This is a genomic window from Streptomyces sp. NPDC000134 (assembly GCF_042899225.1).
Taxonomy (GTDB): Bacteria; Actinomycetota; Actinomycetes; order Streptomycetales; family Streptomycetaceae; genus Streptomyces.
Map to the genome: position 1 here is coordinate 135305 of NZ_JBIAZN010000013.1, position 23416 is coordinate 158720.

The 23416-nt window shown below is 74.2% G+C and carries 19 protein-coding genes; 14 read left to right on the forward strand and 5 right to left on the reverse strand.

Features of this window, described 5'->3' with window-relative positions; translation table 11 throughout:
- Positions 1–145 precede the first annotated feature (145 nt).
- Positions 146–1114 (forward strand): thiamine-phosphate kinase, encoded by a 969-nt coding sequence (locus tag ACFY32_RS21010; RefSeq protein ID WP_359193569.1) that lies wholly within the window; start codon positions 146–148, stop codon positions 1112–1114.
- Positions 1111–1902: a bifunctional hydroxymethylpyrimidine kinase/phosphomethylpyrimidine kinase gene (gene thiD, locus ACFY32_RS21015; RefSeq protein ID WP_359193567.1), complete on the forward strand. Its 792-nt coding sequence runs from the start codon at positions 1111–1113 to the stop codon at positions 1900–1902. The genes ACFY32_RS21010 and thiD overlap by 4 nt, the downstream gene beginning before the upstream one ends.
- An 88-nt stretch (positions 1903–1990) precedes the next feature.
- On the opposite strand, the gene rpmB is transcribed toward thiD, so the two are convergent.
- Positions 1991–2176, reverse strand: a complete 186-nt coding sequence (rpmB, locus tag ACFY32_RS21020) for a 50S ribosomal protein L28 (protein ID WP_003993230.1) — start codon at positions 2174–2176, stop codon at positions 1991–1993.
- A 271-nt stretch (positions 2177–2447) separates the two neighbouring features.
- Here rpmB and ACFY32_RS21025 point away from each other — a divergent pair, with 271 nt between their 5' ends.
- On the forward strand, positions 2448–4130 hold the full coding sequence (locus tag ACFY32_RS21025) for a DAK2 domain-containing protein (protein ID WP_359193565.1): 1683 nt from the start codon (positions 2448–2450) through the stop codon (positions 4128–4130).
- Between the two features lie 11 nt (positions 4131–4141).
- Here ACFY32_RS21025 and ACFY32_RS21030 read toward each other — a convergent pair whose 3' ends face one another.
- Positions 4142–7303 (reverse strand): tetratricopeptide repeat protein, encoded by a 3162-nt coding sequence (locus ACFY32_RS21030; RefSeq protein ID WP_390674940.1) that lies wholly within the window; start codon positions 7301–7303, stop codon positions 4142–4144.
- Positions 7303–9138 carry an HSP90 family protein gene (locus ACFY32_RS21035; RefSeq protein WP_359193560.1) on the reverse strand — a complete coding sequence of 612 codons (1836 nt, stop codon included), beginning with the start codon at positions 9136–9138 and terminating at the stop codon, positions 7303–7305. The genes ACFY32_RS21030 and ACFY32_RS21035 overlap by 1 nt, the downstream gene beginning before the upstream one ends.
- Positions 9139–9312: 174 nt before the next feature.
- On the opposite strand from ACFY32_RS21035, the gene recG reads away from it, so the two are divergent.
- The 8 genes from recG (at position 9313) to mutM (ending at position 16774) form a co-directional block, all read left to right on the forward strand.
- Positions 9313–11526, forward strand: a complete 2214-nt coding sequence (recG, locus tag ACFY32_RS21040) for an ATP-dependent DNA helicase RecG (RefSeq protein ID WP_359193557.1) — start codon at positions 9313–9315, stop codon at positions 11524–11526.
- 107 nt (positions 11527–11633) lie between these two features.
- A complete protein-coding gene (rsmD, locus tag ACFY32_RS21045) occupies positions 11634–12218 on the forward strand; it encodes a 16S rRNA (guanine(966)-N(2))-methyltransferase RsmD (RefSeq protein WP_359193554.1) in 585 nt (194 codons plus the stop codon).
- 26 nt (positions 12219–12244) lie between these two features.
- Positions 12245–12724, forward strand: a complete 480-nt coding sequence (gene coaD, locus ACFY32_RS21050) for a pantetheine-phosphate adenylyltransferase (RefSeq protein ID WP_359193901.1) — start codon at positions 12245–12247, stop codon at positions 12722–12724.
- 120 nt (positions 12725–12844) lie between these two features.
- Positions 12845–13975: a cell division initiation protein gene (locus ACFY32_RS21055; protein ID WP_359193552.1), complete on the forward strand. Its 1131-nt coding sequence runs from the start codon at positions 12845–12847 to the stop codon at positions 13973–13975.
- 128 nt (positions 13976–14103) lie between these two features.
- The gene (locus tag ACFY32_RS21060; protein WP_359193549.1) at positions 14104–14751 is read left to right on the forward strand and encodes a YceD family protein; all 648 of its coding nucleotides are present in this window, start codon (positions 14104–14106) and stop codon (positions 14749–14751) included.
- 2 nt (positions 14752–14753) lie between these two features.
- A complete protein-coding gene (rpmF, locus tag ACFY32_RS21065) occupies positions 14754–14927 on the forward strand; it encodes a 50S ribosomal protein L32 (protein ID WP_003951102.1) in 174 nt (57 codons plus the stop codon).
- A 7-nt stretch (positions 14928–14934) separates the two neighbouring features.
- A complete protein-coding gene (rnc, locus tag ACFY32_RS21070) occupies positions 14935–15792 on the forward strand; it encodes a ribonuclease III (RefSeq protein ID WP_390674941.1) in 858 nt (285 codons plus the stop codon).
- Between the two features lie 103 nt (positions 15793–15895).
- Positions 15896–16774: a bifunctional DNA-formamidopyrimidine glycosylase/DNA-(apurinic or apyrimidinic site) lyase gene (gene mutM, locus ACFY32_RS21075; RefSeq protein ID WP_359193546.1), complete on the forward strand. Its 879-nt coding sequence runs from the start codon at positions 15896–15898 to the stop codon at positions 16772–16774.
- On the opposite strand, the gene ACFY32_RS21080 is transcribed toward mutM, so the two are convergent.
- Both ACFY32_RS21080 and ACFY32_RS21085 read right to left on the reverse strand, forming a co-directional pair.
- Positions 16714–17139, reverse strand: coding sequence for a helix-turn-helix domain-containing protein (locus ACFY32_RS21080; RefSeq protein WP_359193543.1), 426 nt, complete (start codon positions 17137–17139; stop codon positions 16714–16716). The two genes, mutM and ACFY32_RS21080, sit on opposite strands and share 61 nt — an antisense overlap.
- A 62-nt stretch (positions 17140–17201) precedes the next feature.
- Complete coding sequence (locus tag ACFY32_RS21085) at positions 17202–18422, reverse strand: CAP domain-containing protein (RefSeq protein ID WP_390674942.1); 1221 nt, start codon at positions 18420–18422, stop codon at positions 17202–17204.
- 163 nt (positions 18423–18585) lie between these two features.
- On the opposite strand from ACFY32_RS21085, the gene ACFY32_RS21090 reads away from it, so the two are divergent.
- The 3 genes from ACFY32_RS21090 to smc all read left to right on the forward strand — a co-directional run bounded on the left by ACFY32_RS21090 (position 18586) and on the right by smc (position 23261).
- The gene (locus ACFY32_RS21090) at positions 18586–18867 is read left to right on the forward strand and encodes an acylphosphatase (protein ID WP_359193537.1); all 282 of its coding nucleotides are present in this window, start codon (positions 18586–18588) and stop codon (positions 18865–18867) included.
- Positions 18868–19245: 378 nt separating this feature from the next.
- Positions 19246–19449: a hypothetical protein gene (locus ACFY32_RS21095; protein ID WP_004924871.1), complete on the forward strand. Its 204-nt coding sequence runs from the start codon at positions 19246–19248 to the stop codon at positions 19447–19449.
- A 257-nt stretch (positions 19450–19706) separates the two neighbouring features.
- A complete protein-coding gene (gene smc / locus ACFY32_RS21100) occupies positions 19707–23261 on the forward strand; it encodes a chromosome segregation protein SMC (protein WP_359193533.1) in 3555 nt (1184 codons plus the stop codon).
- Positions 23262–23416 lie beyond the last annotated feature (155 nt).

Here is a 23416-nt window from a genome sequence, read left to right on the forward strand (position 1 = left end):
GCCGCTCGCCGCGGGGAGACCCGCGGCGGCCGGGGCTCGCGTGCCGGGGTACGCGAGCCGCACGGGTCGACGGTCACGTCGGCCGCGGCGAGGACAGCGACGACGCGCGACCGGGTCCCGGCCGGGACGGAAGGGGAGTAGGGCCATGAAGGGCACTGTCGGTGAGCTGGGGGAGTTCGGGCTCATCAGGGAGCTCACCTCCCGTCTCACCGTGACCCCCGCGGTCCGGGTCGGCCCCGGCGACGACGCCGCGGTGGTCGCCGCGCCCGACCGCCGGGTCGTCGCCAGCACCGACATCCTGGTCGAGGGCCGGCACTTCCGCCGCGACTGGTCCACCGCCTACGACGTCGGCCGCAAGGCCGCCGCCCAGAACCTCGCCGACATCGCCGCCATGGGCGCGGTGCCGACCGCGCTGCTGCTCGGCCTGGTGGTGCCCGCCGAACTGCCGGTGACCTGGGCGACCGAGCTGATGGACGGACTGCGCGACGAGTGCCAGGTCGCGGGCGCCGCCGTGGTCGGCGGCGACGTGGTACGCGGGGACACCATCACCGTGTCGATCACCGCGCTCGGCGATCTGCGCAACCAGGAGCCGGTGACCCGGGGCGGCGCCCAGCCCGGCGACCTGGTCGCGGTGACCGGCTGGCTCGGCTGGTCCGCCGCCGGGTTCGCCGTGCTGTCCCGGGGGTTCCGCTCGCCGCGCGCCTTCGTGGAGGCCCACCGGCGCCCGGAGCCGCCGTACCACGCGGGGCCGGCCGCGGCCGGGCTCGGGGCGACCGCGATGTGCGACGTCAGCGACGGGCTGATCGCCGACCTCGGGCACATCGCCGAGGCCAGCAAGGTCCGCATCGACATCCGCTCGGGTCTGATCGACATCCCGTCCCAGATGAACGACATCGGCCAGGCCGTCGGCGTCGACCCGATGCAGTGGGTGCTGACCGGCGGCGAGGACCACGCGATCGTGGCGACCTTCCCGGCGGACGTGAAGCTGCCCGCCCGCTGGAAGGTGATCGGCGAGGTCCTGCACCCCTCGGCGCTGCCCCAGGTCACCGTCGACGGGGCGCCCTGGACCAGCAAGGGCGGCTGGGACCACTTCGGAGGAGAGATCGAATCATGAGCACGCCACCCAGGGTCCTGACGGTCGCCGGGTCCGACTCCGGCGGCGGCGCGGGCGTCCAGGCCGACCTGAAGACGATGCTCGCGCTCGGCACGCACGGCATGAGCGTGATCACCGCGGTGACCGCGCAGAACTCACTGGGCGTGCAGGGCGCCTGGGAACTGCCGGTGGCGGCGGTCCGGGCGCAGTACCGCAGCGTCGTCGACGACATCGGCGTCCAGGCGGTCAAGACCGGGATGCTGGCCTCGGCGGAACTGGTCGAAGAGGTCGCCGGGCTGCTCGCGGAGACCGACGCGCCCGCGGTGGTCGACCCGGTGGGCGTCTCCAAGCACGGGGACGCGCTGCTCGCCGCCTCCGCCCTGGACTCCGTACGCACCAAGCTGCTGCCGGTCGCGACGGTCGCCACGCCGAACCTGGACGAGGTGACGCAGCTCACCGGTCTCCGGGTCGGGTCCGAGGACGGAATGCGCCGAGCCGCCGCGGCCCTGCTGGAGTACGGGCCGCGCTGGGCGCTGATCAAGGGCGGTCATCTGCCCGGGGAGCCCGTCGACCTGCTCACGGACGGCTCCGAGGAGCACTGGCTGCGGGCCCCCCGCCACGACAACCGGCACACCCACGGCACCGGCTGCACCCTGGCCTCCGCGATCGCCTCGTACCTGGCGCTCGGCCGGCCGGTGGTGGAGGCGGTGACGGCGGCCAAGGAGTACGTCACCGGGGCGATCGCCGCGGGTTTCCCGCTGGGCGGCGGCATCGGCCCGGTGGATCACGCCTGGGCGCTGGGCCGCTGACCCCGGGGCACGGCAAAAAGCCGGTCCACCCCGAGGTGGACCGGCTCGATGCAGCGAACCAGCAGTGGCCGCGCGCTGTTGCTGAGCGTCAGCGCGAGACCTTGCCGGCCTTGATGCACGAGGTGCAAGCGTTCACGCGCTTCGGCGTCCCGCCGACCACGGTACGCACACGCTGGATGTTCGGGTTCCAGCGGCGGGACGTACGGCGGTGCGAGTGCGAGATGTTGTTGCCGAAGCCCGGCCCCTTGCCGCAGACGTCGCAGTTGGCAGCCACGGGTCACTCCAAAGACTTCAGATGCACTTACGGTGGACCCCGGCATGCCGGGGTCGAGATCTCGACGCTCTTGCGGAGCGACCGCGATCTGAGTGGCGGTGCCAGGGGAATTGGCCCGATCGGATCGGGCAACCGGAGCAGCATACAACGGCTGCTCCCGTACAACGAAACTACCATGGCGGCTCCGGGGCTCGCCCCGGCCCTCTCCCGGCGGACCTTCGCCGGCGGGGTCTACGCTGCCTGCCACGTTCCACAGCTCAAGGAGGCGCAGGTGGCGCAGGTGCCGCAGAGGTGTGTCGACGCGTCGGCGGTGCGCACCTGGTGCGGTCTGGCCCTGCGGGCGCTGGGCCGCGCCCGCGAGGAGATCGACGCGATCAACGTGTATCCGGTCCCCGACGGGGACACCGGGACCAACCTCTACCTGACCGTCGAGTCCGCCGCCGCCGCGGTGGAGGCGGTGTTCTCGGCGCACGAGGTGGGGGCCGCCGGGGCCGCCGGGGCCGCCGGGGGGCCGTCGCTCGCCGAGGCCGCGCGGGCGCTGGCGCACGGCGCGCTGATCGGGGCCCGCGGCAACTCCGGGACGATCCTGGCGCAACTGCTGCGCGGCATGGCCCAGGTCCTCACCGCCGAGGGCGGGCGGGCGGACGCCGGGGGGCCGCTGCTCGGGCTGGCCCTGCGCCGGGCGGCCGACTCCGCCCGGCAGGCCGTGGCCCACCCGGTCGAGGGGACCGTCCTGTCCGTCGCCTCGGCCGCCGCCGACGCCGCCGAGGCCGCCGGGGGCGACTGCGCGGCGGTGGCGCGGGCCGCCTACGAGGGCGCCCGCACGGCCCTGGCCGCGACGCCCGGACAGCTTCCGGCCCTGCGCCGCGCCGGGGTGGTCGACGCCGGGGGGCACGGCCTGGTGACGGTGCTGGGCGCGCTGGTGGAGACGTTCACCGGCGGCGGCGCCCAGGCCCCGGCGGGCGCCGGACGCGTGCCGCACGCCCGCGTGGAGCCCGCGGTGCCCGGGGACTGCCCGCCCGGTGACGGCGGGCCCGCGTTCGAGGTGATCTACCTGCTGGAGGCCGAGGACGCCGCCGTGGCGCGACTGAGGGAGCGGCTGGACGCCCTCGGGGACTCCCTGGTCGTGGTCGGCGGCGACGGGCTGTGGAACGTCCATGTGCACGTCGACGACGCCGGCGCCGCCGTGGAGGCGGGCGTCGAGGCCGGCCGGCCGTACCGCATCCGGATCACCCACTTCGGCCTCGGTGACGTGCACACCGGCGGCGGCGACCACCCGCCCCCGGAGCGGGCCGAGCGGGCGGTCGTGGCCGTCGTGCCCGGCGAGGGCCTGGCCGGGCTCTACGCCGAGGCCGGCGCGACCGCCGTGCTCGCGCGCCCCGGGGAGCCGCCCGCCAGCGGTGAGCTGGCCGAGGCGGTGCGCCGCGCGCACGCCCGCGAGGTGGTGCTGCTGCCCAACGACGCCGAGCTGCGCCACACCGCCGCCGCGGCCGCCGAACAGGCCCGCGCGTCCGGCGTCCGGGTCGCCCTCATCCCCACCCGCTCCGCGGTCCAGGGCATCGCGGCGCTCGCCGTCCACGAACCCGGCCGGCGCTTCGACGAGGACGTCGTGGCGATGACCTCGGCGGCCGGCGCCACCCGGTACGCCGAGGTCGCGGTCGCCGAACGGGAGGCGTGGACGTCGGCGGGCGTCTGCCAGGCCGGTGACGTCCTCGGCCTGGTCGACGGCGACGTGGCGGTGATCGGCTCCGACGTCACCGCCACCGCCGAGACCGTCCTCGACCGGATGCTCGCGGCCGGCGGCGAGCTGGTCACCCTGGTCCTCGGCGACGACGCCCCCGAGGACGTCGCCGACCGCCTGGAGACCCGGGTACGGGAGGCGTACCTCGCCGTCGACACCGTGGTCTACCGGGGCGGCCGGCAGGGCTCGCCGCTGCTCATCGGCGTGGAGTGAGACTCAGGCCCCTAGGTCTCCGACGGTTCCGGGGTGCCCTCCTCGGCGGACCGCAGCAGGTGCGCGGCCTCCTCCCGGTGGCGGGCCGCCGTCCCGTCCGCGTGGTCCTCGGCGTCCGTGTCCGCGTGGAGGGCGAGTACGGCACGCGCGTGTGCCGCCGCCCGGTCGGGCCGGCCCAGCGCGGCGGCGAGGCGGCCCGCGAGGAGTTCGGCACCGGCCCGGAAGGGCACGGCGTCCGGCCCGGCGGCGGCGAAGGCGGCGCTCGCCCGCTCGGCCCGGGACAGCGCCTCCTCGGCCGAAGCGTCCCCCTCGGGAGAACCGGCCAGCAGCTCGGCGAACTGCTGGTGCGAATGCCCCAGTTCGGCGCTGATCCGGGCCCGGGAGGCGGGATCGGAGGCCGTGCCCAGCGCGGCCTCGCACTCCTCGACCGCCGCCGCCATCAGCTCCCGCGCCCGCTCCGGTCCCGCCCCCGAGCGCAGCGCCAGCCACGCGCGGGAGCGCACCGCCCGCACCAGGCCGTGGACGTCGCCGAGGGAGCGCCACAGGTCGCCCGCGCGTACGAAGGCCCGTTCCGCCTCCTGGGCCAGGCCCGCCTGGTCGAGGCTGGTCGCGGCGAGGTGGGCGAGCGTGGCGTGGTCGTGCTGCTCGGGCCAGTGCCGGGCGAGGTCGGCCGCCGCCAGTCGCCGCTCGGCCGCCGCGCGGTGCTCGCCCAGCTCGGTGAGGCAGTCCCCGAGCCACCACAGCGTCTGGACGACCGCCCCGTCGCCGTGCGTCTCGGCCGTCATGTCGGGCAGCGCCGACTCCAGCACCTCCGCGGCCTCCGCCCACCGCCCCTGGGCCAGCAGGAACCCGCCGAGCTGCTGCCGGGCCCAGGCGCCCACCGTCGGCCCCTCACCGGCCTCGTCGGCCCAGTGCGCGGCCTCCAGGGCGTGCCCGGCGGCCTCCTCGACGGCTCCCCGGCCGCCGGTGACCTCGGCGAGCTGCAGGCACAGCCGGGCCCGTCCGGTCGGCTCCAGGTACGGCCCGCCGTGCTCCAGGGCCGCGCGCAGCGCCCGCTCGGTCTCCTCGACGTCGCCGAGGTGGTGGGCCAACTGGGCGAGCCGGGCCTCGTACTCCACCGCGAACCACGGCAGCCCGGCCCCGGTGAACCCCCGCGCCGCCCGCCCGAACAGCTCGACGGCGCCGGTGAGGTCGCCCGCGCGGCCGGCCAGCTCCGCGAGCATGCCCTCCGCCTCGGCCTGCCGCGCGGCGAGCCGTACGTCCTCGCCGGTACGGCCGGCGACGAGCGCGAGCACCTCGCGTGCGGCGGCCTCGGCGGCCTCGGCGTCCGCCGCCTCGGTCTCGTGGACGCGGCGCATCAGGACGCGGGCCCGGCTCATCAGGACGGCCGCCGTCTGCCGGGCGCCCGTGCCGCCCTCGGCGTACAGCGCGCGGACCGCCTCGCAGGGCGCGGCGACCGCGGCGAGCGCCCCCTCCAGGTCACCGGCGAGGGCGCGGACGTAGGCGGCACGCGCGTGTGCCGCCAGGGACTCGCCCGGATCGCCCGCCTCGGCGTACAGCTCCGCGGCCCGCGCGAACAGCCCGACGCCGTCGGGGCCCAGCTCCATCGCCCGGTGCTCGGCGATCTCCGCGCGGTCGCGAGGGTCCAGACCGGCGTCCCCGGCGGCCCGGTCGACCGCGGCCCACGCCTCACCGGCGTGCGGCTGGAGGGTGTCCGACGCGCGCCGGGCCTCGGCGATCAGCGCGGACAGGCCCGGGGCGGCGGGAGCGGACTCGGACGCCGGGGTCCCCGGGGCGGCCGGGTCGGTCCCCGGGACCGCCGGGTCGGCCCCCGCCGCCGGGGCGGGCGTGGTGACCCCCGAGCCCGGCGGGGTGGTCCCCGCGCCCGGTGCGGCGGTCCCCGCGCCCGGTGCGGCGGTCCCCGGCCCCGGCGGGGTGGCCCCGGGGTCCGGCGTTACGGCCCCCGGACCGGACGGGGTGGTCCCCGACCCCGACGGGGAGGCCCCCGGCCCCGGCGCGGCGGTCCCCGCGCCCGGCGTGGCGGCCGGGCGGGCCGGGCGGGCCGTGCGGATGCCGAGGGGCAGCCGGTCCATCAGGGGCCGCTGCGCCATCTGCGCGCGGGCCCGGTCACCGACGTACGCCGTCCCGTTGCGCTCGTCGAAGCGGGCGGCCAGCGCGAGGGCCTCCACGCGTGCGTGCGGGCCGAGTTCCCCGGCGGTCCAGCTCCGGCCGGGCGGGCCCGGTACCGGCCGGTCGCCCAGGCCCAGCGCGGTCAGCCGGTCCATGAGCAGGGCGACCGCGCACAGGAAGTCCATTCCGCTGCGCGGATGCCCGTCGTCCGTGAAGTACGCCGGGCGCTCGGCCAGCAGCTCCAGGCCGCGCGCTTCGTTGCCGGACAGCGCGCAGAACTCCACGTGGTCGGCGTACGCGCTCCGCATGCTCTCCATGGGCCGCACCAGCCTGATGCCCCGCAGATGGTGCGCGCGGGCCTCGTCGGCTCGGCCCAGGCGCAGCAGCGGCGCCAGGGACGACGCCAGGGCCGCGTGCGGCTGGTGGGCGCAGGTGAACTCGCCGTCCAGCACCGGCCGCCACAGGCCGAGCGCCTCCTCGTCCCGGCCGCGCTCCGCCTGCCAGCACCCCTGGGCGTGCAGTTCGCACGCGTGGCAGTCGGCCATCGCGTCCCGGTCGGCGGCCAGCCACGCCGTGTACGCCCGCTCGGCCCGCGTGACGTCCCCGACGTGCGAGGCGACGCCGAACTCCGCCGCGCGCACCGCCCGCTCGGAGTACCCGGCGACCCGGTAGCGGTGCTCCATCTCGCCGAGCCACTTCTCGACGGCGGCCAGCGGGACGTGCGGCTGGTCGAGCATCCCGGCCGACACCCACTTGAAGACCCAGTGCAGCGAGTGCGCCTCGTACTCGTCGAAGTCCTCGGGGTGCTCGTCCCACATGCGCAGCAGCCGCGCGAAGGGGACGAACATCTTCGCCTTCTCGGAGCTGTAGTTGTAGACCTTGAGCTGGTGCCCGAGCGCCTCGATCACCGCCAGGGGGACGTCCAGCCGCTCCGCCTCGGCGAGCAGGCGCTCCGCGCGGGCGTTGCGGCCCGGTCCCTCCGGCTCGGCGGAGTTCTCCGCCATCGCGCGGCGCAGGCCGTCGAGATCGGTGATCGGCTCCATCAGTGGCCCTCCTCGGTGTGCGTGGCCCACTCCAGGAGGCCGATGAACGCCCGGTTCAGCAGCGCCGAGTCGGCCGGCCGCAGCGGGCGCTGCGCCATCAGCAGGGCCTGCCCGTACAGGGACTCGGTGGCGGTGCCGATCAGCTCGCGGTCGCCCAGTGCGGCGATCCGCCGGACCAGCGGGCTGAGGTGGTTGAGCACCAGCCGCGCTCGCGGGGCGCTGCCGCGCAGCGAGCCGAGGATGCCCGCCCACAGGTCGTCGGCCCGCTCCTCGGCCTCCGCACGAGCCTGTTCGTGCCGGGCCGCGCGGTCGTCCAGGTGCAGCGCGGGCACCGTCAGCGGATGGAAGGCGCGCAGCACCACGTCGCACCCCAGCGGGTCCAGCTTCGCCCGCGCGGCGGCCAGGAACCCCGCCAGGGCCAGCTCCTCCGCCGGGTCGACGGCGTCCAGGTGGGCGGTGACCGTGTCGGCGTCCAGCTCCGCGACCGCCGTACCCGGCCGCGCCGACGGCAGCGCCTCGACCAGCTCGGTGTCGTAGGTGTAGCCGCCGTTGACCACGCCGATGCCCTGGGCGGAGGCGATCGGGGCGACCTGCCGGTACTCCTCCACGGTCCGGGTGAAGTGCACCACCGGGTGCCGCTGCGCGAACTCCTCCAGGGACAGCCGCCCGTCGGTGGTCTCGAACGGCAGCCAGGGCAGCATGGTCCGCAGCATCTCGGTGTCGTGCCGCGCGAGCGACTTCACGCCCAGGTGGTGCACGGCCAGGAACGCGGCCAGCCGCTCGGGGTCGTTCGCCGCGAGACCGGTCAGCCAGGCCCGGACCCGCTCCCCGAGCGCGTCCCGGACGGCCGCCAGGGTCTCGTCCTCGTACAGCGACTCGCGCGAGGCCGTGGGCCGCAGGCTGTCGGTGTCCAGGACGCAGCGCACGAAGAACGCCCACTCGGGCAGCACCTGTTCGGCCCGCTCGGTGAGCAGCATGCCCTTCAGGTGCACCCGGTGACCGGCCCGCTGGGCCGGACTGACCGCCGACGGCAGGACGTACGCCACGCCCCGCACCCCGGCGAGCGGCACGTCCAGGTCGATGGAGTCCAGCGGGGTGAAGCCGAACAGCTCGTGGCAGTGCCGGGCGAGCGCCGCCCGCCGGGTCGCGGGGGAGGGGTACGGGCGGTCCCAGGGCGCCGGCAGCTCGGTGACCGGCTCGTCGCCCACCCGGACGTCGTAGGGCAGCAGCGAGCCGAACTCCCGCGCCAGCAGCCGCACCCGCCCGGCCTCGACCCACTCGGCCGCCCCGGCCCGCGCCCGGAGGTGGACGGTGGTGCCCGGCTCGGGCCGCGCCGCGTCCGGCAGGGTCCGCACGGTGTACGACCCGTCGTCCCGGGCCGTCCACTCCACGGGCGGCGCGCCGGGCGTACGGGCGCTGCGGCTGACCACCCGGATCTGCTCGGCGACCACGAAACAGGCCAGCAGGCCGATGCCGAACTGCCCGAGGAAGTCCGAGCGGGCCTCCTGGAGCCCCTCGGCGCGCTTGGAGCTGCGGCCGATGGTCGCCAGCAGGTCGTGCACGTCCGCCTCGGTGAGGCCGACGCCGCTGTCCTCGACCCGCAGTTCGCCGCCGTCGGCGTACAGCGCCACCCGGGCCGGGGCGCCGGGGTCCGCCGCCCGGCGGGCGGTGATCGCGTCCACGGCGTTCTGCAGCAGCTCGCGCAGATAGACCCGGGGACTGGAGTAGAGGTGATGGGAGAGCAGGTCGACCAGGCCGCGCAGGTCGACCTGGAAGGTGTGCGAGGGCTCGGGGGACGGCGAGGCCGCGGGGTTCGGTGAGGTCTGGGAGTCCATCGTCGCAGCGCCGGTGGGGGGACGGGCGACGGCGCGGGGTCGGGCGGTCCCGGCGAGGCGGCGACCGCGGGTTGGCTGAGGGAGCCGCGAGGCGCGTCATCCTACGTCCGGAACCACCCGTCTCACCAGGGGTTTCGCACCTCGTATACGAGGATGTCAGTGGCGTGGTGTGCAATGGATGCCGTGCCCGCACTGCGAGAACCCCTGCGACAGCCGCTGAAGTCGGTGCTCGGCCCCGCCACCGCGAAGGTGATGGCCGAGCACCTCGGCCTGCACACGGTCGGCGACCTCCTCCACCACTACCCGCGCAGATACGAGGAGCGCGGGCAGCTCACCCACCTCGCCGACCTCCCCATGGACGAGCACGTCACGGTGGTCGCCCAGGTCGCCGACGCCCGGCTGCACACCTTCGCCTCGGCCAAGGCCCCGCGCGGCAAGGGCCAGCGCCTGGAGGTGACCATCACCGACGGCAGCGGCCGCCTCCAGCTCGTCTTCTTCGGCAACGGCGTCCACAAGCCCCACAAGGACCTCCTGCCGGGCACCCGCGCGATGTTCGCCGGCAAGGTCTCCGTCTTCAACCGCAAGCTGCAACTGGCCCACCCGGCGTACGAGTTGCTGCGCGGCGACACCGAGGAGACCGTCGAGAGCTGGGCCGGCGCGCTGATCCCGCTCTACCCGGCCACCGCCAAGCTGGAGTCCTGGAAGATCGGCAAGGCGATCCAGACGGTGCTGCCCACCGCCCAGGAGGCCGTCGACCCGCTGCCGGACCCGCTGCGCGAGGGCCGCGCACTGGTCTCCCTCCCCGAGGCCCTGCTCAAGATCCACCGCCCGCACACCCGGGCCGACATCGAGGACGCCCGCGCCCGGCTGAAGTGGGACGAGGCGTTCGTCCTCCAGGTCGCCCTGGCCCGCCGCCGCCACGCCGAGACCCAGCTCCCCGCCGTGCCCCGCAGGCCCGCGGCCGACGGCCTGCTGACCGCCTTCGACGACCGCCTGCCCTTCACCCTCACCGAGGGCCAGCGCAAGGTCTCCCGGGAGATCTTCGACGACCTCGCCACCGACCACCCCATGCACCGGCTGCTCCAGGGCGAGGTCGGCAGCGGCAAGACCCTGGTCGCCCTGCGCGCCATGCTCGCCGTCGTCGACGCCGGCGGCCAGGCCGCGATGCTGGCGCCCACCGAGGTCCTCGCCCAGCAGCACCACCGCTCGGTCACCGAGATGATGGGCGAGCTGGCCGAGGGCGGGCTGCTCGGCGGCTCCGAGCACGGCACCAAGGTCGTGCTGCTCACCGGCTCCATGGGCGCCGCCGCCCGCCGCCAGGCCCTGCTCGACCTGGCCACCGGCGAGGCCGGCATCGTCATCGGCACCCACGCGCTGATCGAGGACAAGGTGCGGTTCCACGATCTGGGCCTGGTCGTGGTGGACGAGCAGCACCGCTTCGGCGTGGAGCAGCGCGACGCCCTGCGGGGCAAGGGCAAGCAGCCCCCGCACCTGCTCGTCATGACGGCGACGCCCATCCCGCGCACGGTCGCCATGACCGTCTTCGGCGACCTGGAGACCTCCGTCCTGGACCAGTTGCCGGCGGGCCGGTCCCCGATCGCCAGCCATGTCGTCCCGGCCGCCGACAAGCCGCACTTCCTGGCCCGCGCCTGGGAGCGGGTCCGCGAGGAGGTCGAGGCCGGCCACCAGGCGTACGTGGTCTGCCCCCGCATCGGCGACGAGGACGAGTCCGCCAAGAAGAAGGGCGACGCCCCGCCGGAAGGGGCCGACAAGCGCCCGCCGCTGGCCGTCCTGGACATCGCCGAGCAGCTCGCCAAGGGCCCCTTGAGCGGTCTCACGGTCGAGGTCCTGCACGGCAGGATGCAGCCCGACGACAAGGACGCCGTGATGCGCCGCTTCGCCGCCGGCGACACCGACGTCCTGGTCGCCACCACGGTCATCGAGGTCGGGGTCAACGTGCCGAACGCCACGGCGATGGTCATCATGGACGCCGACCGCTTCGGCGTCTCCCAGCTCCACCAGTTGCGCGGCCGGGTCGGCCGCGGCTCCGCCCCCGGCCTGTGCCTGCTGGTCACCGAGATGCCCGAGGCGAGCCCCGCCCGGCAGCGGCTCGCCGCCGTCGCCGCCACCCTCGACGGTTTCGAACTCTCCCGTATCGACCTCGAACAGCGCCGCGAGGGCGACGTCCTCGGCCAGGCCCAGTCCGGCGCCCGCTCCTCCCTGCGCGTCCTGGAGGTCATCGAGGACGAGGAGATCATCGCCGAGGCGAGAGCGGAGGCGGCGGCCCTGGTGGCCGCCGACCCGGCCCTCGCCACCCTCCCCGGCCTCCGCACGGCCCTGGACGCCCTCCTGGACGAGGAGAGGGAGCAGTACCTGGAGAAGGGCTGAGGACACCCCCACCCGGGGGCGCGGGGCCGTACGCGCCGCGCGGCTACCGCCGTGCGAGCGCGACCAGCCACACTGAACACAAAGCCGTCCACGAAGAGGAACCCCTGATGACCCGCGTGATCGCCGGCGCGGCCGGCGGACGCCGCCTCGCCGTCCCCCCGGGGCACGGCACCCGCCCCACCTCCGACCGCGCCCGGGAAGGACTCTTCTCCACCTGGCAGTCCCTCCTCGGCGGCCCCCTGGACGGCGAACGCGTCCTCGACCTGTACGCCGGCTCCGGCGCCGTCGGCCTGGAGGCGCTCTCCCGGGGCGCCGGCCACACCCTCCTGGTCGAGGCCGACGCCCGAGCGGCCCGCACCGTCCGGGAGAACGTCAGGAACCTCGGCCTGCCCGGCGCCGAGGTGCGGGCCGGCAAGGCCCAGCAGATCGTCCAGACCCCCCCGGACGCCCCGTACGACCTGGTCTTCCTCGATCCGCCGTACGCGGTCACGGATCACGATCTTCGGGAGATCCTGCTCACACTCCGCACCCAGGGCTGGCTCGCGGCCGAAGCCCTCGTCACCGTGGAGCGCAGCACCAGAGGCGGCGAATTCAGATGGCCGGACGGTTTCGACGCGATCCGGGCCCGTCGCTACGGCGAGGGTACGTTTTGGTACGGTCGCGCCGCCTCTACGTGCGAAGACGCACGATGACCGGACCGGAGAGCGAGGGATCACAAGTGCGCCGCGCCGTCTGTCCCGGGTCGTTCGACCCGATCACCAACGGACACCTCGACATCATCGCCCGTGCCTCCAGGCTCTACGACGAGGTCTACGTCGCGGTGATGATCAACCAGGCCAAGAAGGGCCTGTTCGGGATCGAGGAGCGGATCGACCTCATCCGCCAGGTCACCGCCGACTACGGGAACGTCCGCGTGGAGTCCTTCCACGGCCTGCTCGTCGACTTCTGCAAGCAGCGCGAGATCCCGGCCATCGTCAAGGGCCTCCGCGCCGTCAGCGACTTCGACTACGAACTCCAGATGGCCCAGATGAACAACGGCCTCTCGGGCGTGGAGACCCTCTTCATCCCCACCAACCCCACCTACAGCTTCCTCTCCTCCTCCCTGGTCAAGGAGGTCGCCACCTGGGGCGGCGACATCGCCCACCTGGTGCCCCCGGTGGTCCTCGACGCCCTCGCCGAGCGCCTGAAGAAGGACTGACCCGGCCCCGCCCGCCGCACGGGAACTGACTGACCGTCACCCGGTGTCCCACCGGCACCCGGGGGCCGTACAGTCGTCCCGACCGTCTTCAACACAGCAGCAGGAAGTGGCGAGCACACGGTGGACGTGCAGAAGAAGCTCGACGAGATCACCGCGATGGTCTCCGGCGCCCGCGCCATGCCCATGTCGGCCTCGTGCGTGATCAACCGCGCCGATCTGCTCGCCCTGCTGGAAGAGGTGCGCGCCGCGCTGCCCGACTCCCTCGCCCAGGCCCGGGAGGTCATCGGCGACCGGGAGCAGATGGTGGCCGAGGCCCGCCAGGAGGCCGAGCGGATCATCGAGTCCGCGCACGCCGAGCGCGGCTCACTGATCTCCGACACCGAGGTCGCCCGCCGCTCCCGGGCCGAGGCCGACCGCATCCTCGGCGAGGCCCGCCAGGAGGCCGAGGAGATCCGCGCCGAGGCCGACGAGTACGTCGACTCCAAGCTCGCCAACTTCGAGGTCGTCCTCACCAAGACCCTCGGCTCGGTCGGCCGCGGCCGCGAGAAGCTGCTCGGCACCGGACCCGGCGTCGACGCGGAGGGCTACGAGGACGAGGACGCCCCCGAGCGCAGCCACGACCCCGAGACCCTGCGCCGCACCGCCGACGCCTACGTCGACGCCAAGCTCGGCGCCTTCGAGGCGGTCCTCGCCAAGACCCTGGACGCCGTCGGCCGGGGCCGCGAGAAGCTGCACGGCCGGATCGCCAGCGACGACCTCGGCGCCCTCGCCGACGACACCAGCACCGTCCAGCACTCCAGCGACGCCGACTACCTCGCCGGCCTCGCGGAACTCGCCGCCGCCCCCGCCGGTGGGCAGCCCCGCCCGGCGGTCCCGGCGCAGCAGTCGTACGAGGCCCGGGAGCCGTACGAGACGCCGGAGCCGTACGAGGCCCCCGAGCCGTACGAGACCCAGGACGCCTACGGGTATCCGCCGCCGCCGGCCGCCGCGCCCGCCGCCGACCCCTACGGCTACCAGCAGCAGTACGCCCAGCAGGACGCCTACGGCTACCAGCAGGCCGACCCCTACGCCACCTACCAGGGCTACGACGCCGAGCAGCCTGCGTACGACGCCCAGCAGGGCTACCCCGAGCCGCCGCGGCACTCCCCGCAGCCGCCGGCCCTGGACGAGACCAGCCTCTTCGACACCAGCATGATCAGCGCCGAGCAACTGCGGCAGTACGAACAGCAGCGCTACGAACAGGGGCACTGAGTCCGGATTGGGCCGACAGCGAAAGGTCCAGTATCCTGGCTGTTCGGTCGCGCGTACGTCCGCGATCCACGCTGCCCGTCACACCGCGGGGCGGCGTCCCTCTCAGCTCGGAAAGACCGAAAGCAGGAATGGCTCTGAACGCCCGCCTCGACCACCGTGACCCTCTCGTGTTCGACACGCACGAGCTGGGGCGGCGGCCCGGTGCGCTCCAGCGCCTGACCCGCACGGTCGACGCTCCCCGGGACCTCGGTATCGCGGGAGTCATCGGAGTGCCGGAAGGCGCCCCGGTCGAGCTGGAGCTGCGGCTCGAGTCCGTCATGGAAGGGGTGCTCGTCACAGGCACCGCCCGTGCCACGGCCGAGGGGGAGTGCGTAAGGTGTCTGGAGCCGGTCGAGCAGCAGCTCGAAGCGGACTTCCAGGAGATGTTCTCGTACCCTGACGCCGACGACCGGGGCCGCCCCAAGGCGGAACCGGCCGACGACGCCGAGGAAGACGAGGACAGGCTCCTTCTCGAGGACGGCCTGTTCGACCTCGAACCAGTGCTGCGTGACGCGGTGGTGCTAGCCCTGCCGATGCAGCCGGTGTGCCAGGAAGACTGTCCGGGGCTGTGCGCCGAGTGCGGCGTGCGCCTCGCGGACGACCCGGACCACCACCATGACGCCGTCGACATCCGTTGGGCGGCTTTGCAGGGACTCGCCGGTTCACTCGGAGACGGCGAGAAGGACGAGATGAGCGGCGCCGCTGAATCGGGCGTCGACGAGAAGCAGGAGAAGTAGCCGTGGCTGTTCCGAAGCGGAAGATGTCGCGCAGCAACACGCGCCACCGCCGGTCGCAGTGGAAGGCTGCGGTCCCCACCCTGGTTGCGTGCGAGCGCTGCCACGAGCCCAAGCAGCAGCACATCGCGTGCCCGTCGTGCGGCACCTACAACAAGCGCCAGGTCCTCGAGGTCTGAGCGGCTGGTGAGAGGCACTGTGTCCACGCCGAAGAAGAACTCAGCGGACCACCAGGCCTCGTCCCACACGCTTCTGGAAGGGCGGCTCGGCTACCAGCTCGAGTCCGCCCTTCTGGTGCGCGCGCTGACCCACCGTTCCTACGCGTACGAGAACGGCGGTCTGCCGACGAACGAGCGGCTGGAGTTCCTCGGGGACTCCGTGCTCGGCCTCGTCGTCACGGACACGCTGTACCGCACCCACCCCGACCTGCCCGAAGGCCAACTGGCCAAGCTGCGGGCCGCGGTGGTCAACTCGCGTGCGTTGGCGGAGGTCGGCCGCGGGCTCGACCTGGGCTCCTTCATCCGGCTCGGCCGGGGTGAAGAGGGCACGGGCGGCCGGGACAAGGCGTCCATCCTCGCCGACACCCTCGAAGCGGTGATCGGCGCGGTCTACCTCGACCAGGGCCTGGACTCGGCGGCGGAGCTGGTGCACCGCCTGTTCGACCCCCTGATCGAGAAATCCTCCAACCTCGGTGCCGGCCTGGACTGGAAGACCAGCCTCCAGGAGCTGACCGCGACCGAAGGGCTCGGCGTCCCCGAGTACCTGGTCACGGAGACCGGCCCCGATCATGAGAAGACCTTCACTGCTGCCGCCCGCGTCGGAGGCGTCTCGTACGGCACCGGCACCGGCCGCAGCAAGAAGGAGGCGGAGCAGCAGGCCGCCGAATCCGCGTGGCGGTCCATCCGCGCCGCGGCGGACGAGCGCGCCGCGGCGGCGGCCCGGAGCGCCGAGGCGGAGGCCGAGCAGGCCCCCGCCGAGAGCGCCGACGCGGGGGCCGAGCAGGCCCCCGCCGAGAGCGCCGACGCCCCGTCGCCCTCCGCCTGAGCCCGACCGGGACAGCGCGGCCGAGCGCCCGCCCGACACCCGGGCGGGCGCTCGGCTCGTCCACCCACCCGCAGTGCCCCAACGATCCGCAGTGGGGGAGTCCATGCCCGAGTTGCCCGAGGTCGAGGTCGTCCGGCGCGGTCTCGACCGGTGGGTCGCCCACCGGACGATCGCCGACGCCGAGGTCCTGCACCCCCGCGCGGTACGCCGCCATCTCGCCGGCGCCGACGACTTCGCCCTGCGGCTCAAGGGCCACCGCGTCGGCGTGCCCAGCCGCCGGGGCAAGTACCTGTGGCTGCCGCTGGAGGACACCGACCAGGCGATCCTCGCCCACCTCGGCATGAGCGGCCAGTTGCTGGTCCAGCTCCACGAGGTCCCCGCCGAGAAGCACCTGCGGGTCCGGGTCCGGTTCGCCGACGCCCTCGGCACCGAGCTGCGCTTCGTCGACCAGCGCACCTTCGGCGGCCTGTCGCTGCACGACACCGGCCCCGGCGGGCTGCCCGACGTCATCGCGCACATCGCCCGCGACCCGCTCGACCCGCTCTTCGACGACGAGGCGTTCCACCTGGCGCTGCGCCGCAAGCGCACCACCATCAAACGGGCCCTGCTCGACCAGTCCCTGATCAGCGGCGTCGGCAACATCTACGCCGACGAGGCGCTCTGGCGCTCCCGGCTGCACTACGACCGCCCCACGGCCGCCTTCACCCGCCCCCGCACCCTGGAACTCCTCGGCCATGTCCGGGACGTGATGAACGAGGCCCTCGCCGTCGGCGGCACCAGCTTCGACAGCCTCTACGTCAACGTCAACGGGGAGTCCGGCTACTTCGAACGCACCCTGAACGCCTACGGCCGGGAGAACCTCCCCTGCCGCCGCTGCGCCACCCCGATGCGCCGCCGCCCCTGGATGAACCGGTCCAGCTACTACTGCCCCAAGTGCCAGCGCCCGCCGCGCCCCGCGGCCTGGGAAGCGCGGCCGTCGTAGCGTCCGCGGGCGGCCAGGACCTCGTCCATGCTGCCCTCCAGATACTCGATGAGGGCGATCAGCCGACCGGCGACCTCGCGGCCGAGCGGCGTCAGCTCGTAGTCGACGCGGGGCGGATTGGTCGGCTGGGCCTCGCGGTGCACCAGGCCGTCGCGCTCCAGGGCGTGCAGCGTCTGGGAGAGCATCTTCTCGCTGACGCCGTCCACCCGGCGCCGCAGCTCGTTGAACCGGAACGACCCCTCGTACAGGGCCCCCAGCGTCAGCGCGCCCCAGCGTCCCGTGACGTGCTCCAGCGTGCCGCGCGAGGGGCACGCCCGGGAGAAGACGTCATAGGGGAGGTCCCGCTCCTCCTGCGTGGTCACCATGCCTCCAGCGTACGCGAGCACAGCGCCACCCGGCAGCGAGCGCTAACCGGCGGTAAGCGCGGCTAGTAGCCGAAGTCCTGCGTCCACCAAGGCCCGCCCGAGCCGAACTGCACGCCGACCCCCAGGGTGGTGAAGTCGCAGTTCAGGATGTTGGCGCGGTGGCCCTCGCTGTTCATCCAGGCGTCCATCACGGCCTGGGCGTCCGCCTGGCCGCGCGCTATGTTCTCGCCGCCCAGATTGCTTATCCCGGCGGCCTCGGCGCGGTCCCAGGGGGTGGCGCCGCTGGGGTCGGTGTGGTCGAAGAAGCCCTGCGCGGCCATGGCCCGGCTGAAGGACTCCGCCAGTTCGGCCAGCGCGCCGTCGGCGGTGACCGGGGTGCAGCCGGCCTTGGCGCGCTCCTCGTTGACCAGGCGCAGGACCTCGGCCTCGGCGGAAGTGGCCTGCCCGGAGGCGGCCGCCGGGGGAGCGGCGGGCTGCTCGGTCGCGGCCCGCGAGGGGGAGGTGCCCGGCTCCTGCTTGCCGCCCGGGGTCGTCTTCGGCTTCTTCGGCTGCTCGGGCTTCCCCTTCCCGCCGTCCTTCTCCTTGGACGGGGTGCGGGTCGGCGACGACGACGCCTTGGAGGGGGACCCGGCCGGGGACGACGGGGAGGACGTACGTCCGGTGGCGGGGCCGGTCGCGCCGCTCTCGGGGCTGTCGGCGGCGCCGCCCTGCTCGCCCGGGGTGTTGCTCGGCGAGTCGGCGGACCGCACGCTTCCGCTGCCCGTGCCGTCCCCGCCGATCCGGTAGCCGTCGAGGCCGGGCACCAGGCCGGTCGCCACCGCGATGGTGCCGAGGGCCACGGCGGCGGAGATCCCGAGCAGACCGGTACGGACCGGGGCCGCGGCCCTCTTCTTCCGCCGGCGGTGCGAGCCCGGCCGGCGCGGCGCCTCGGTGAAACCGGCACCGGGGAAGTCCACGGTCCGGCTCACCGTCGGCACACCGGCCTCGGCGGAGCCGTCCGCGCCGTACAGGTAGGCATCGCTGCGCGCCCGCGCCTCGGCGTACGCCCCGGGGTCCAGGTACGGCGCGACGCCCCGCGCGGGGCTGTCTCCCGCAGGACGGTCTCCCGTGGCGCGGTCCCCCGTGGGGCGGTCTCCCGTGGTGCGGTCTCCCGTGGGGTGGCTCTCCGGATACGAGTGCTGCCGGCCGTCGTGGCGCCGGGCGCCGGGGCCGGGCTGTTGCGCGCCCCCCGCGGCGCGGCCCGTGGCGGCGCGGCCGGCGGCGGAGCGTCGATGGCGTCCCATGTGCTGGCCTTCCTCGTCCCTCGGGTCGTCGACTCGTCCTCGCGATCGACCGAAACCCACACGATCGAGTGAGTTTCATATGAGATTCATTGGGTGGGGACGGTACCGCATGACACCAGGGGCGGAAGTGCCCGCAGGGACATCCGCCGGTTAGGTTGCCGTCATGAGCGAGGAAGTACGGCTGGTCGCCTGGGTGCGCGGACGCGTCCAGGGTGTGGGTTTCCGCTGGTTCACCCGGGCGCGGGCACTGGAACTGGGACGTCTGAGTGGTTTTGCTCTCAATCTCGGCGACGGACGCGTCCAAGTGGTCGCGGAGGGCCCCCGGGAGCGCTGCGAGGAACTGCTCGGCTGGCTCCGCGGCGACGACACGCCCGGCCGCGTGGACGGCGTCACCGAGATCTGGGACACACCCCGCGGCGGCTACGAGGGCTTCGCCATCCGCTGACCCCACCCCGCCGACGTCCCCGCCGGGGCCCGCGCGACGGCCCGCCGGACCCCGGCGAAAACAGAAACGAGCAGGTGGTTGCCAAGAACGGCGGCTCGTGGCAGGCTCCCGGCAACAGGTTGATCAGCCCGCCCCGACGGGCCCGTGAAGTCGCCGCGCCGCCGCTCGCAGGCCGCGCGCCCCGGGCCGGCCGCCAATACGGGGCGTGATCGTGTTGACCGTCAAACTTTTTGGTGAGACGCTGAAAGCCCCGCGCACCTTAGCTGTTTGGCATGGTTGAACGGCAGCAAAAACTCAAGAATGCCAAGCACCACGGGTGCGAATCCCTCACGACCCACACCGCATCGGTCGGTCACTCATTGTGGAGGACCATCCATCATGGCAAAGGCGCTTCTCGGTTACGTCGGCGGCTCCGACCCTCGACTCCTCGCCGAGATGCGACGGCTCCAGCAGCGTGTCCAGGACCTGGAATCCGAGCTCGTACGGATTCAGGCGGAGAACGACGAGCTGGCGGCTGCCGCTTCTCACGACAGGATCATGGAGAGCGTTGACGCACACCAGGCGGAGCCTGCGCTGACCTGATCACTGCGTCGCTCCCCGCGAGCAGCAATGGTCGGGCTGCCTGTACAGCCGCTCGGTTGCTCAGAGTTGCAAGGGACGCCTCCGGCGTCCCTTCTTTCTTTCCCGCCCTCGTCAGCCCGCGCCCCGCGCCCGGTCCCTTGCCCCGCGCATCCTTTCAGTGTCTTAACGTCTGGTGTGCCCTGCGCGTTCACCCGTGAAACCGCGGGGGTCCAGGGGTTCATGGAGTGAGACGGCACCGGCGGGTAGAGTCCGGCGGCGTGCACCTGAAGGCCCTGACCCTGCGCGGGTTCAAGTCGTTCGCCTCGGCGACCACCCTCCGCTTCGAACCGGGCATCACCTGCGTCGTCGGCCCGAACGGCTCGGGGAAGTCCAACGTGGTGGACGCGCTGAGCTGGGTCATGGGCGAGCAGGGCGCCAAGTCGCTGCGCGGCGGCAAGATGGAGGACGTCATCTTCGCCGGCACCACCGGCCGCCCGCCGCTCGGCCGGGCCGAGGTGTCGCTGACCATCGACAACTCCGACGGGGCGCTGCCCATCGAGTACGCCGAGGTCACCATCACGCGGATCATGTTCCGCAACGGCGGCAGCGAATACCAGATCAACGGCGACACCTGCCGGCTGCTCGACATCCAGGAACTGCTCTCCGACTCCGGCATCGGCCGCGAGATGCACGTCATCGTCGGCCAGGGCCAGCTCGACTCCGTGCTGCACGCCGACCCCATGGGCCGCCGCGCCTTCATCGAGGAGGCGGCCGGCGTCCTCAAGCACCGCAAGCGCAAGGAGAAGGCGCTGCGGAAACTCGACGCGATGCAGGCCAACCTCGCACGCGTGCAGGACCTGACCGACGAACTGCGCCGCCAGCTCAAACCGCTCGGCCGCCAGGCCGCCGTCGCGCGCCGGGCCGCCGTCATCCAGGCCGACCTGCGCGACGCCCGGCTCCGCCTCCTCGCCGACGACCTGGTCCGCCTGCGCGAGGCGCTCCAGGCCGAGATCGCCGACGAGGCCGCCCTGAAGGAACGCAAGGAGGCCGCCGAACAGGAGCTGAGCAGGGCGCTGCGCCGGGAGGCGGACCTGGAGGACGAGGTCCGCCGGCTCACCCCGCGCCTCCAGCGCGCCCAGCAGACCTGGTACGAGCTGTCCCAGTCGGCCGAACGGGTGCGCGGCACCATCTCCCTGGCCGAGGCCCGCGTCAAGAGCGCCACCTCGGCGCCCCCGGAGGAGCGGCGGGGCCGCGACCCCGAGGACATGGAGCGCGAGGCCGCCCGGGTCCGCGAACAGGAGGCCGAACTGACGGCCGCCCTGGAGGCCGCCCAACGCGCCCTGGAGGACACTGTCGCCCACCGCGCCGAACTGGAGCGCGAACTCGCCGAGGAGGAACGCCGCCTCAAGGACGTCGCCCGTGCCATCGCCGACCGGCGCGAGGGCCTGGCGAGGCTGGCCGGCCAGGTCGGCGCCGCCCGCTCCCGGGCCGCCGCCGCCCAGGCCGAGATCGAACGCCTGGCCGAAGCCCGCGACGAGGCCCAGGAACGCGCCGCCGCCGCCCAGGAGGAGTACGAGACCCTCCAGGCCGAGGTCGACGGCCTCGACGCCGACGACCACGAACTCGCCGAGCGGCACGAGGACGCCAGACGGCGGCTCGCCGACGCCGAGACCGGCCTCACCGACGCCCGCGAGGCCCTCACCGCGGCCGAGCGCGCCCGCGCCGCCACCCGGGCCCGGCACGACGCCCTCGCCCTGGGCCTGCGCCGCAAGGACGGCACCGGCGCGCTGCTCGCCGCCCGCGACCGGCTCACCGGGCTGCTCGGCCCGGCGGCCGGGCTGCTCACCGTGACGCCCGGCTACGAGGTGCCGCTCGCCGCCGCGTTCGGCGCCGCCGCCGACGCGCTCGCCGTGACCTCCCCCTCCGCCGCCGCCGACGCCATCCGCCTGCTGCGCAAGCAGGACGCCGGACGGGCCGCGCTGCTGCTCGCCGGCGCCCCCGACGACGTACCCCCCGAAGGCGGGACGGACGGGCCCCCGTACGCCGCAGAGCTGGTGCGCGGGCCGGCGGAGCTGATGCCCGCGGTGCGGCGGCTGCTGCGCGGGGTGGTCGTCGTGGAGACCCTGGAGGACGCCGAGGAACTGGTGTACGCCCGGCCCGCCGTGACCGCGGTGACCGCCGAGGGCGATCTGCTCGGCGCGCACTACGCGCAGGGCGGCTCCGCCGGGGCGCCCAGCCTGATGGAGGTCCAGGCGTCCGTGGACCAGGCCGCCGCCGAGCTGGCCGAGCTGGACGTGCGGTGCGAGGAGCTGGCGGCACGGCAGGAGGCGGCCGCCGAGCGGCGCCGGGAGTGCGCGGACCTGGTGGAGCGCCTGGGGGAGCGGCGCCGGGCGGCCGACCGGGAGAAGTCGGCCGTCGCCCAGCGGCTCGGGCGGCTCGCCGGGCAGGCGCGGGGCGCGGCCGGCGAGGCCGAGCGGTCGGCCGCCGCCGCGGCGCGGGCGCAGGAGGCGCTGGACCGGGCGCTGACGGAGGCCGAGGAGCTGGCCGAGCGGCTCGCCGTCGCCGAGGAGCTGCCGGTCGAGGAGGAACCCGACACCGCCCGGCGCGACCGGCTCGCCGCCGACGGCGCCAACGCCCGGCAGACCGAGATGGAGGCCCGTCTCCAGGCCCGTACGCACGAGGAGCGGGTCAAGGGGCTCGCCGGACGGGCCGACTCCCTGGACCGCGCCGCCCGCGCGGAACGTGAGGCACGCACGCGTGCCGAACGCCGGCGGGCCAGGCTGCGCCACGAGGCGGCCGTCGCCGGGGCCGTCGCCTCGGGCGCCCGCCAACTGCTCGCGCACGTCGAGGTCTCCCTGGCCCGCGCCGACGCCGAGCGCACCGCCGCCGAGGCCGCCAAGGCCCGGCGCGAACAGGAACTGGCCGCGGCCCGCACCGCCGGACGCGACCTCAAGGCGGAACTCGACAAACTCACGGATTCAGTCCACCGGGGCGAGGTACTCGGCGCCGAGAAACGGCTGCGGATCGAGCAGCTCGAAGCCAAGGCGCTGGAGGAACTCGGTGTGGAACCGGCGGGACTCGTGGCGGAGTACGGACCGCACCGGTCGGTGCCGCCCTCGCCCCCCGCCGAGGGAGAGGAGCTGCCGGACGATCCGGACGACCCGCGCAACCGGCCCAGGCCCTTCGTGCGGGCGGAGCAGGAGAAGCGGCTGAGGGCCGCCGAGCGGGCCTACCAGCAGCTCGGCAAGGTCAATCCGCTGGCGCTGGAGGAGTTCGCGGCGCTGGAGGAGCGGCATCAGTTCCTCAGCGAGCAACTGGCGGATCTGCGCAAGACCCGCGCCGACCTGCTCCAGGTGGTGAAGGAGGTCGACGAGCGTGTGGAACAGGTGTTCACCGAGGCGTACCGCGACACCGCCCGCGAGTTCGAGGGCGTGTTCGGCCGCCTCTTCCCGGGCGGCGAGGGCCGTCTCGTGCTGACCGACCCCGGCAACATGCTCACCACGGGCGTGGACGTCGAGGCCCGGCCGCCGGGCAAGAAGGTCAAGCGGCTGTCGCTGCTGTCCGGCGGGGAGCGGTCGCTGACCGCGGTGGCGCTGCTGGTGTCGATCTTCAAGGCGCGGCCCAGTCCGTTCTACGTGATGGACGAGGTCGAGGCGGCGCTGGACGACACCAACCTGCAACGGCTGATCCGCATCATGCGGGAGCTGCAGGAGGCGTCCCAGCTCATCGTGATCACGCACCAGAAGCGGACCATGGAGATCGCCGACGCGCTGTACGGCGTGTCCATGCAGGGTGACGGCGTGTCCAAGGTGATCAGCCAGCGGCTCCGCTAGGGCCCGACAAGTTCAAGACTTGAACACACTTCGCCCACCTCTCCGCCGTGAAACGTCTCGTACGTCACAGCTTTCGCCCTATTGACTTCGAAACTTGAAGGCATAGTCTCTGCAACGTTGCTTTTACCTTCAGGTACCTTTCAGGCGGACCTCGA

Coding starts and splice junctions, on each gene's coding strand:
- ACFY32_RS21010 (WP_359193569.1), top strand. CDS start 146: ATGAAGGGCACTGTCGGTGAGCTGGGGGAGTTCGGGCTCATCAGGGAG.
- thiD (WP_359193567.1), top strand. CDS start 1,111: ATGAGCACGCCACCCAGGGTCCTGACGGTCGCCGGGTCCGACTCCGGC.
- ACFY32_RS21030 (WP_390674940.1), bottom strand. CDS start 7,303: ATGGAGCCGATCACCGATCTCGACGGCCTGCGCCGCGCGATGGCGGAG.
- ACFY32_RS21035 (WP_359193560.1), bottom strand. CDS start 9,138: ATGGACTCCCAGACCTCACCGAACCCCGCGGCCTCGCCGTCCCCCGAG.
- recG (WP_359193557.1), top strand. CDS start 9,313: ATGGATGCCGTGCCCGCACTGCGAGAACCCCTGCGACAGCCGCTGAAG.
- rsmD (WP_359193554.1), top strand. CDS start 11,634: ATGACCCGCGTGATCGCCGGCGCGGCCGGCGGACGCCGCCTCGCCGTC.
- ACFY32_RS21060 (WP_359193549.1), top strand. CDS start 14,104: ATGGCTCTGAACGCCCGCCTCGACCACCGTGACCCTCTCGTGTTCGAC.
- mutM (WP_359193546.1), top strand. CDS start 15,896: ATGCCCGAGTTGCCCGAGGTCGAGGTCGTCCGGCGCGGTCTCGACCGG.
- ACFY32_RS21080 (WP_359193543.1), bottom strand. CDS start 17,139: ATGGTGACCACGCAGGAGGAGCGGGACCTCCCCTATGACGTCTTCTCC.
- ACFY32_RS21085 (WP_390674942.1), bottom strand. CDS start 18,422: ATGGGACGCCATCGACGCTCCGCCGCCGGCCGCGCCGCCACGGGCCGC.
- ACFY32_RS21090 (WP_359193537.1), top strand. CDS start 18,586: ATGAGCGAGGAAGTACGGCTGGTCGCCTGGGTGCGCGGACGCGTCCAG.
- ACFY32_RS21095 (WP_004924871.1), top strand. CDS start 19,246: ATGGCAAAGGCGCTTCTCGGTTACGTCGGCGGCTCCGACCCTCGACTC.